Annotated in this window: 1 protein-coding gene; it reads left to right on the top strand. The window is 59.2% G+C overall.

Annotated elements, in window-relative coordinates:
• Window positions 1-18: 18 nt before the first annotated feature.
• The coding region (locus ACQP6G_RS20895) for a hypothetical protein (RefSeq protein WP_429767246.1) at window positions 19-240 on the top strand (222 nt) is incomplete at its 3' end.

The following is a 240-nucleotide window of genomic DNA, read 5'->3' as shown; positions in this document are numbered from 1 at the left end:
GATATCCAGGGTGAGGCGGTGGTTTTCGAGACTTCCTACGCGGACCGTCCGGTGGGACGCGACGATGCCATGGCGGCCGAGACGGAGAGCTTCCTCCCGAACTTCAAGGACATCCATATCGAACGGGTTACCTGCCGCGATGCACGGGTGGGCGTAAAGGCCTCCGGCACCCTGCAGATGATCCACGACATCACCCTGAAAGACTGTCTCTTCTTCTATACGGAAGAAGCATCCCGGATC

It is taken from the genome of Isoptericola nanjingensis, from assembly GCF_050311635.1.
In the GTDB taxonomy this organism is placed as follows: domain Bacteria; phylum Actinomycetota; class Actinomycetes; order Actinomycetales; family Cellulomonadaceae; genus Isoptericola; species Isoptericola nanjingensis.
The sequence above is the reverse complement of the archived record's forward strand: the minus strand, read 5'-3'. Positions and strand labels throughout refer to the sequence as shown.